The organism is Sphingobium sp. TCM1 (assembly GCF_001650725.1).
Lineage (GTDB): Bacteria > Pseudomonadota > Alphaproteobacteria > Sphingomonadales > Sphingomonadaceae > Sphingobium.
The window spans coordinates 102,412-111,453 of sequence record NZ_LXVX01000008.1 but is presented as its reverse complement, the minus strand read 5'-3'; the positions used below and the strand labels follow the sequence as shown (position 1 = coordinate 111,453).

Sequence of the window (9,042 nt, the reverse complement as noted above, 5' to 3'; positions counted from 1 at the left end):
AGATGTGTATAAGAGACAGGCTTCACTGAAGGCTGGTATAACCCGAGGATAGAGATCATGCCTCTGCAAAATCGCGTCGATCCACTCGGCAACATTATGGCGCATAACTCGCGCGGCATGCTGATGGTGAATCGCGGTCGCCTTCATGATGAGAACAAGCAAACGGCAGCAAGGGTTGGACAACCCAAAGCTGGGTCACCTGTGCCTTGAGTGTCAACCGCCGGAGGCGTGAAATCATGGCGCCCGGTAGCTATTATACCGAACTATTCTTCCTCGACGAAGCCACCGCCCTTGCAGCAGGGCATCGGCCTTGTGAGGAATGCAGACACGAAAATCACAAGGCATTCGTTGCCGCCTGGAAGCGGGGCCATGGGCTCGCCGAGGATCACAGGCTCACTGTCAAAGATATCGACACCATCATGCATCGCGCCCGCAAGCAACTCTTCCAAAGCCGCAGCCTTGTCGATCCCAATAGCATTCCAGACGGCGCCATGGTCGCCCATTCAACCAGCCAGGTGTGGATCAAATGGGTGGACGGTTTTTATCCATGGTCCTTCGATGGTTACGGTCCAAGGCAAAGCACACTCGACAGGCCGGTTACGCTGGTCACACCAGCCAGCACAACTCACGTCCTCCATGCCGGATGGTTGCCCCGATAATGCCGAGATGGTCGCTGACAAACGGAATCCAGCAGACCTCACCACCTCCCGTCCCCGATAATTGATTCCATGCGAGCCCGGTCGCGGCATTTGAGTGTCGCCGGGAATGGTTCGGTGCTAGTCCATAGGGACTAGGCCGAACGGGTGAGGGATCGCCATTCTGCGCATCGTACCGGCCTGAATATGCAGCGCCCTGCCCCCGGTGCAGCCTATAGCCTCTCCCGCATCGAGGAAGGTGGCGATGCAGATCGATTCGGGTACGACGCAGGAATTCTGGCAGGGCGGTGAAGATGCCCCGAGGGCATCGGTCAGGCGCCTTACGATCGAGCGGTGCCGGATTGCGTTGTGGTGGCTGATGCTGGTGGCGGTCGTGGCCGTCGCGATCATGAACCTGCGCTTTCTTTGGATAGATGTGCCGCGCATCATGCACCGTGCCGTCGATCATCTGGAGCATGACCGGTTCAAACTGTTCCTGCATCTGTCGACCGCACCCTTCATCCTGGTGACAGGCGCGGTGCTTTTCCGAAGGGCCTTGCGCGAACGCTGGCCCCGGCTGCATCGCTGGGGCGGGCGGATATATCTGAGCGCGGTGCTGGTGACTGCTCCGGCCACCTTTCTGATGGCGCTACGGGAGACCGAGGGACCGCTGACAGTGTTGTCGTTCGCGACCCTTTCAATCCTGTGGTTCGGCACCGCGCTGCTCGCCTGGCGGGCGGCGCTGCGGCGGGACCATAATGCCCATGGACGCTGGATGGTGCGGAACTACGCGCTGACATTTACGAACGTGACCTTCCGCGCGGAGTTGCATCTCCTGTTGTTGCTGGGCTTTCCGCTGCCGCTCGTCTATGAACCCGTCCGCATCCTCCAGATCATTCCCAACCTGATCGTCGCGGAACTGATCATTCGGTCGAGATTTCTCACGGCTGCGAAATGGTCCAGCCTGCGGCTGGGCCAACGGAAAGAATGGTCGATTACAAGGACCAATAGTGGATCGGGGACGGGAACAACCGCGAATCGAAGCGGCTCCTGACATCCGCGAACATCCCTGCGGGATTAAGCATGTCGCGGAGATTTTCGGACGACAGCTGGTCATAGACGCGATGCGGCACCGCCAGAACCAGCGCGTCCAGTCCGGCAAACATGGTCAAGGGCGTGGTTCCGGCGCCGAAAAGCCGACCAACATCGGCTTCGTCCGCGATCGGATCGTGCAGCAACACATTCAGCCCATAGTCCCGCAGGGTCCGTACCATGTCGACCATGGCCGAGTTGCGAAGGTCCGGCACATTTTCCTTGAATGTCAGCCCGAGTATCCCCACCGACCCGCGCGCTAGCGCGACGCCGCTGATCGCCAGGGTGCGAACCACCTGCCCGGCGACATAGGCACCCATGCCGGCATTGATCCGGCGGCCCGCGAGAATGACCTCCGGATGATAGCCGAGTTGCTGTGCCCTTGCGGTGAGATAATAGGGATCGACACCGATGCAGTGCCCGCCGACCAGGCCGGGATGGAATTTCAGGAAATTCCACTTGGTCCCGGCGGCGGCCAGAACGTCGCTGGTGCGGATGTCGAGCAGATGGCAGACCTTCGCCACCTCGTTCATCAACGCGATGTTGAGATCGCGCTGGGTATTCTCGATCACCTTCGCGGTTTCGGCGACGGCGATGGAGGGAGCGCGGTGCAGACCGGCGGGAACGATGCGGCCATATATGGCGGCCACTCGGTCCAGCGTCGCCATGTTCTGGCCTGCGACGATTTTCACGACATCCGCGATCCCATGCTTCGTATCGCCGGGATTGATCCGTTCGGGACTATAACCAAGGACGAAGTCAACGCCGCGCGCCAACCCCGACGCCTGCTCGAGCAGCGGACCGCAGACATCCTCGGTCGTCCCCGGATAGACGGTGGATTCGATGACGACCGCCGCACCAGGCCGCATATGCGCCCCGACGGTCTCGCAGGCCGCGCGCAGCGCACCAAGGTCGGGGCAATGATTGGCGTCCACAGGCGTCGGCACCGTGACGATCCAGAACGTCACGTCGGCAAGATCGTCCGGGCGGTCGGTCAGCACTAGCCCGGTTGTCCGCAACGCTTCGACGCCAATCTCTCCCGTCCAGTCATGGCCGTCGCGCAGCGCCGCGACGCGCCGGTGATCTATGTCGAAACCGATGACCGGCAGGCCCGCGCCGGCAAAGGCAATGGCCAATGGTAGTCCGACATAGCCAAGGCCAATGACCGCGATCCGCTCCTGCCCGTTCATAGGCATCACGCAGCCAAGCCCGCAGCGTCGGACCTTTCCCGTCGGCAGGAGGAAGCCAGTTCGGCCATCGTCACGCTGGTCATGCCAAAATCATCGGCCATCCTTCGATAATCGTCCAGGATTGCGCCCAACATGTGCAGGTTCTGGTCAATATCCTGCCCGAAATTCTGGGGATGCCACCAGATATGGCATATTCCGCGTCGCTGCGCGGCACACCGCATACGGCCCCTGATCCGGATGCGCTGGAGCTGGTCGAGCGCGGTCAGCCGGATCTGCGCCGGGCGCAAGAAGTGAGAGGCGGCGATGTTCACCAACCCCGCCGTCACGACCGGACGACCGGGCGCGTTAGGTGTCAGCGGCAGATAAGTTTCCGCCAACCGGGCGGCGCGATGGCGCAGATGGTCCCCCCGTCGCGGACGACCGTCATGGGAGCCCCCCTGCTGCGTTCCCCTGAAGCTCTCATATCCTGCAGATCGGCAAAGCGGCAGATAGGCTTCCTTCACCTGATTGCGCGGAAAGACGAGGCTTTTCAACTCTACGCCCAGCGAGGCCGCCGCTTTGGAAGCCGCTGCGAGGTCCGCGGCGAAAGATTCCGGGTCATTACCGTCTTCAAGGGCGTAATAATGCGAGAAGCTGTGGCCCGCTATCTCCTGCCGAGGATAGGCCCCGATCCGCCGCAACAGCGACCGACCGAAATGAAGCGGGTCTTCCCGCTCGTTACGACCGACATCGTTCAAACGGGCATAGGCGGAAAGGGCCGGATCGGCATAGCTGGGCCGCTGGGCAGGCAGTTGGCTCAGCATCTCGTCCCTCTCATCGAAGAACAACAGGCCAACCGTCGCCCATGTGAGCGCGACATTCCGCTCCGCCACCAGGTCGAGGATGCGCGGAATCGCGCGACGGGCACCATGATAGGCCGCCAGTTCGGCCGGGCCGATCCGTTGCGGCTCGCTGCCCCAGGCCTGTTCAAGGTCGAGGGAGATGACCAGCGCTGGAAGGCATCCTTCAGCAGACAATCGCGCGCTCCAGGGATAGAGGGAACCGAACTCAATCTACCCGCACCGAGCCGCCATGCCTCGTTGACATAACGGCGCGCCCAAGCGCATCCGACGTACCGATTTTGGGCTAAGGCAACCGGCCCGCAATCGACATTGCCCCGACCCGGCGCCTGCATCAGCTTCCTACCAAAGTGATCGAAGGAAGGCACGTGTCCAGCTCAGTTTCGCGATGTCGAGCCGATGCGGAGTCTATCCATCGGACGGACATTTTGATCATCGGCGCCGGTCCCTCCGGCCTCACCGCAGCCGACCGCCTCGTCTCGGCCGGACGACGGCCACTGATCGTCGAGCGATCCCCGCATGTCGGCGGCCTGATGCGATCCCTGCGTCACGGCCGCTTCACGGTCGACCTGGGCCGCAAGGAACTCTATGCCCGCATTCCCGAGATCGACGCACTGTGGACAGGGCTGCTCGGCGACGCCCTGAAACCCTACTCCCACCGGATCGGCAGCCTGTTCGCCGGACGGATATTGGAGCTGGCCGGCCAGTTTCGTGGCCCGACGCGCGGTATGCCGCCCGGTCTGCTGATGCGCGGGGGCTGGGATCTGGTACGCGGCTGGATCGACGGAGCGATGCGCAGGCCCGACAGCTATGAACGTTTCTGGCATCAGCGCACGGGGCGTCGCTTTGCACAGGTACTGGCGCAGGGCTATTGGGAGAAGTTTCGCGGTCGCCCGTGGCGCGACATGCCGGTTCCCGAAGAGCTGGCGGACGGCGAACGGGGCGGATCGCACAGTTTCGCGGCGGTAGCGCAGGGACTTAGGCTGGCCGCGCGAGGCGGTGTCGGCCGCCAGTCCAGCTGGCGCCATCCTGCGCTCGGCACAGGACAGTTGACCGACCAACTGGCCCGGCGGGTAAGGCAGGGCGGCGGCGAAATCCGTCTGGAGACGGAAGTCGTAGCGCTGGCGCCGGACGCGGATCAGTCCTTTTCGGTGACTTTGCGCCATCGCGGCGATGCGATACGGTGCCATGTCGGTACCGTCATTTCCAGCTTGGCGCCCGACGCGCTCCAGTCACTGCTGGTGCCCGGCGATGAACACGGACGCGCCGATCCAACCCGCTGTGTGGTCATGGTCTATCTGTTCCTCGATGAGCCGCCCCGCTTTCCCCATGCCTGGTTGGAAGTGAATGACCCGATGGTGCAGGCCGGCCGGATCACCAATTATGCGGCTTTCGGCGGAGACATGGTGCCGCCCGGGATGACCGCACTGTGCGTTGAGTTCTTCCTTGACGAGGATGATCCGAGACATGGCCGTTCCGATGGGGATTGGATCACGCTCGCCATCGACGAATGCCGCTCCAACCGGTTGATCCGGCCCGATCATCTCATCGACACGCGGATTCATCGCCTGACCCGATGCAACGCCGCCGCCAGCTGGCGCGAGGCACAGGACCGCCGACACGGTGCCTTCTACCAGCGGCTGCCCCTGTATCCGAGCCTGTTTCACGTCAATCGACCGGGAACCGACTGGGCGAGCTTTGCAGGGGTTTGCGCGGCGGACGCGATTTTGGCTGGCAACCGCAGGACCTTCGATGCGCGCGCCGACCCCACCCGCAGCTATGCGGCAAGCAATGAGGCTGCGACGCTGATGCGATCGGAGGTCACATGCAGCGCCCCCTGATCGTCATCGCGGGGAGCCTGTCGGTTTCGCTCACCAATTTCCGCGGGCCGCTGATCGCGCAACTGGTCAGCACCGGATACCGCGTCATCGCCTGCGCGCCCGATACGAACCCAGTGGTCATCCAGGAAATCCTTGCGCTGGGCGCCGAATTCCGGGTTGTTCCGATGCGCCGGACCGGGCAGAATCCGCTGCACGACCTGCGGACGCTCTTCTCCTATATCCGCCTCCTCCGACGCGAACGCCCAAAGGTCGTTCTTGCTTACACGCTAAAGCCGATCGTTTACGCTGGACTAGCTTTGCGCTTCTTCCACGCTCCCCGCTTCGTCGCGATGATGACGGGTCTGGGCTATGTGTTCGGCGAAACCGGCAGCAGCGGATGGCTGCAATGGCTGACGGCCCGTCTCAACCGGGCGGCATTGCGCCGGGCGCAGGACATCCTCGTCTTCAATCGCGACGATGCCGATGAACTGTTGCGGCGTCGGATGATCGACGATCGATCCTTGGTGACGCTGGTTCCCGGGTCCGGCGTTGATTTGCAGCGGTTCGCCCGACGCCCCTTGGCCAACGGAATGCCTGTCTTCCTGCTCGTCGCGCGATTGCTGGCCGACAAGGGCATAGGCGAATTCGTCGCAGCAGCCGCAATCGTACGCGCCAGCTTCCCCGGCGCGCGATTCCAGTTGCTCGGCCCGTTCGACTCCAATCCGGCCGCAATATCGCCTGCCCAAATCGAAAGCTGGGTCAGCATGGGTAATGTCGAATATCTGGGCAGCACGCGCGACGTTCGCCCCTTCTACGCGCAATGCACGACCTGCGTCCTGCCCAGCTACCGGGAGGGCCTCCCCCGGACAGTGATCGAGGCAATGGCGACGGGCCGTGCGATCATCACAACCGATGTTCCAGGCTGTCGCGACACCGTGGAGGTCGGCAGAAACGGCTTTCTGGTGCGCGCGCGCGATGTTCAGGATCTGGCCAACGCGATGATGCGTTTCTGCCATGATCCTTCGCTGGCAACCCGAATGGGCGAAGCGTCGTATCGCATGGCTACCGACAGGTTCGACGTGCGAAAGATCAACCGGCAATTACTCGACATCATCGGCCACCTCGCCCGGAGAAGCGATCCGGAAGACTTGCCGTGTGTCCCCTTGTCAGCAGAATGCCACAGGTCCATGCAGTGAGCGGAACGGATCGGACGGGGCGACGGAAATTTTGCGCTCGTCACACGAACGTACAATTCGCCGATCCGCTGTCGACCCATCGGAGCGGAAATGGACGATCCCCTGGAGGATGCTTATCGGAACAGCGGAAGAGTATCTATCCCATGCATCGCACGAGCACTTCTGCCACAATCATTACCGGACCGCATCGGCAGACCGTCGACATGTCCAAGATAATGGGGATTGAACATCCCCATCTTCGCCAGCGCTTCGAGATCGGTAATTTCGAGCGTGCGGTGACGCCAGTAAAGCAACCCGGTCGCTCGGAGCAGATTGATGCTGCGATTGACCTGTACCAAGCTCAGCCCCGTGCAATCGGCGATGTCTCGTTGCGCCATCGGACAATCGACCCGGCCCTTTACCCCACTGGTTCCCAGAGCCGACGCGCGCACATATAGTTCACACAGAAGATGAGCGATCCTTTGCGTGGCGCCGAAACGGCCGAGCGTCGAAATCCACTGGCGCTGGATAGCCAGCGTCATGCTCAAATCCCATCGCAGCGCACGTTCGATGCCCGGCACCTGTGCCGTCATGACCGCAAAATCGGCATGGGACAGTTGGGCGAATGCGAGCGGAGACAGCGAGCAGGCGGAGTGATCCTGATGAACCTGGGCGACGTCATGCCCGAAAATATCTCCGGGCATCAGGATCTGGACAATTTGCCGCGTTCCATTTTCGAACTGATGATAACGACATGCCCATCCATCGAGGATGATCCGCACGCATGAGGCCGGATCGCCATCCGCATAAATGTCCTGACGTGGTTTCAGTTGGCGCAACTGTCGACATGCGACTTCCGCCAGCGCCAGCGCCTCTTCGGAAGACAGGCCAAGTTTCCGGCCGATCTTACTGGCATACCCTTTTAGCACCACAGCCTCCACGGACGTGACTTAGAACGCCTCGACCCGTTTTGAACTTTTAATACAAAATATCTAAAAAGTAACCATGGCATTCGTTGCATTAATTACCATGGAAATCGCAGACAGTATCCATCAGCAAAAATTTCTCATTAACACATTATAGCACTCTCACGGTTGACTGATTTCAACATTTATAAGAATATGATTATCATTATCAATTGCATTTTTATCTTCAAATCTTTTCAATAATAAAATCTGTATACTATTTCCCCACACCTCATGATGATCCAAAATCATCTAATGTCGGCTTGGAGCAGGTTGCTGGCGATAGCGACAACTTGTGTGCGGTTAGTCGCACCGAGCCGACGCATCAGTTCCTTTACATGAGCCTTTACCGTCCTCTCACTGATCGTGAGCCGGACAGCAATCTCCCGATTGGTCATACCACGAGCAACGCCTTCAAGCACTTGGCGCTGCCGTTGGGTCAAACGTTCGTCATTACTGAGCAAGCCGGCGGCAGACAGGAAGTTGGCTTGCAACGGTGGCCCCGAAAGCACGGACCGCGGGTAGATGATGCACCCGCGTCCAACAATGCAAATGGCATCCTTGGTCAGTTCGAACGACATCTCGCTGTTTAGATAACCGTCAACGCCCAGACGCATTGCAGCCGACGCATGCTCCATGTCGGTATGAGTAGTCAGCAGGAGAATTCGCCCATTCGGCGCGGCGATCTGCAAAGGACCGATCATTTTGGCAAGGATAGCCTGGTCGAATGCGTCCGAGGCCAAATTGAGGAGGACGGCGTTGAACAACCGCCGTTCAGACAGGATGGTGGCTGCCTCCCACACGCTGCCAACCGCTGCGACGGAACGTATCTCCGGCGTGTCCTGGAGCGCTGCCATCAGGCAATCGCGCGTCAATGAGCGGGGATCAATCACCAGCAGATGCAGTTCGCGCAACATATCGCGCCCTGCCGCCGCAAGCCCTCCCTCAATTGCGATTAAGTCTGGGGGCAACGACTTGCCCTTTCTAGCAAAACGGTCACCGGTCCGCCAATCTGGCCCGTCCGTATCCTGCATCAGTGCGGTTCCATATAAAGGCCCATTTCCCGCGTTAGCGGAGCAAGCCGATTGAGCGCCGCCCCAGTGACAGGCTCTCCGAACTGCAATATCGCAGGCCGCCTCTCGATTGATCGAGCGGGTTCCGCGAAGCAGGCATAGGGTTCCTGGAAGACCCGCTCGATGATAGCGATCCGGTTCCCGCGACGTTTGGCCAACCGGGGAACACCACCCCACAGCGGCAGAGCGGCGATTGCTGAGACATGCCGCCGCGCGACGTAAGGGGGCAGCCGAAAATCTGGCAGCGCACGAT

The 9,042-nt window shown here is 60.8% G+C and carries 8 protein-coding genes; 4 read left to right on the top strand and 4 right to left on the bottom strand.

Annotated elements, in window-relative coordinates:
• Window positions 1–236 precede the first annotated feature (236 nt).
• Both A7Q26_RS25520 and A7Q26_RS07120 read left to right on the top strand, forming a co-directional pair.
• Window positions 237–659: a hypothetical protein gene (locus A7Q26_RS25520; RefSeq protein ID WP_198162864.1), complete on the top strand. Its 423-nt coding sequence runs from the start codon at window positions 237–239 to the stop codon at window positions 657–659.
• A 241-nt stretch (window positions 660–900) separates the two neighbouring features.
• The gene (locus tag A7Q26_RS07120) at window positions 901–1,689 is read left to right on the top strand and encodes a DUF2306 domain-containing protein (RefSeq protein ID WP_066858665.1); all 789 of its coding nucleotides are present in this window, start codon (window positions 901–903) and stop codon (window positions 1,687–1,689) included.
• Here A7Q26_RS07120 and A7Q26_RS07115 read toward each other — a convergent pair.
• Window positions 1,631–2,923 carry a nucleotide sugar dehydrogenase gene (locus tag A7Q26_RS07115; RefSeq protein WP_198162867.1) on the bottom strand — a complete coding sequence of 431 codons (1,293 nt, stop codon included), beginning with the start codon at window positions 2,921–2,923 and terminating at the stop codon, window positions 1,631–1,633. The genes A7Q26_RS07120 and A7Q26_RS07115 overlap by 59 nt on opposite strands.
• Window positions 2,923–3,933, bottom strand: a complete 1,011-nt coding sequence (locus A7Q26_RS07110; protein WP_084439019.1) for a polysaccharide deacetylase family protein — start codon at window positions 3,931–3,933, stop codon at window positions 2,923–2,925. The genes A7Q26_RS07115 and A7Q26_RS07110 overlap by 1 nt, the downstream gene beginning before the upstream one ends.
• 251 nt (window positions 3,934–4,184) lie before the next feature.
• Here A7Q26_RS07110 and A7Q26_RS07105 point away from each other — a divergent pair, with 251 nt between their 5' ends.
• Both A7Q26_RS07105 and A7Q26_RS07100 read left to right on the top strand, forming a co-directional pair.
• Window positions 4,185–5,597 (top strand): FAD-dependent oxidoreductase, encoded by a 1,413-nt coding sequence (locus A7Q26_RS07105; RefSeq protein ID WP_066858659.1) that lies wholly within the window; start codon window positions 4,185–4,187, stop codon window positions 5,595–5,597.
• Window positions 5,582–6,772, top strand: a complete 1,191-nt coding sequence (locus tag A7Q26_RS07100; protein WP_066858656.1) for a glycosyltransferase family 4 protein — start codon at window positions 5,582–5,584, stop codon at window positions 6,770–6,772. Before A7Q26_RS07105 ends, A7Q26_RS07100 begins: the two co-directional genes overlap by 16 nt.
• 113 nt (window positions 6,773–6,885) lie before the next feature.
• On the opposite strand, the gene A7Q26_RS07095 is transcribed toward A7Q26_RS07100, so the two are convergent.
• Window positions 6,886–7,692 carry a Crp/Fnr family transcriptional regulator gene (locus A7Q26_RS07095; RefSeq protein ID WP_084439017.1) on the bottom strand — a complete coding sequence of 269 codons (807 nt, stop codon included), beginning with the start codon at window positions 7,690–7,692 and terminating at the stop codon, window positions 6,886–6,888.
• 272 nt (window positions 7,693–7,964) lie between these two features.
• Complete coding sequence (locus tag A7Q26_RS07090) at window positions 7,965–8,750, bottom strand: response regulator transcription factor (RefSeq protein WP_066858650.1); 786 nt, start codon at window positions 8,748–8,750, stop codon at window positions 7,965–7,967.
• Window positions 8,751–9,042: the final 292 nt, after the last annotated feature.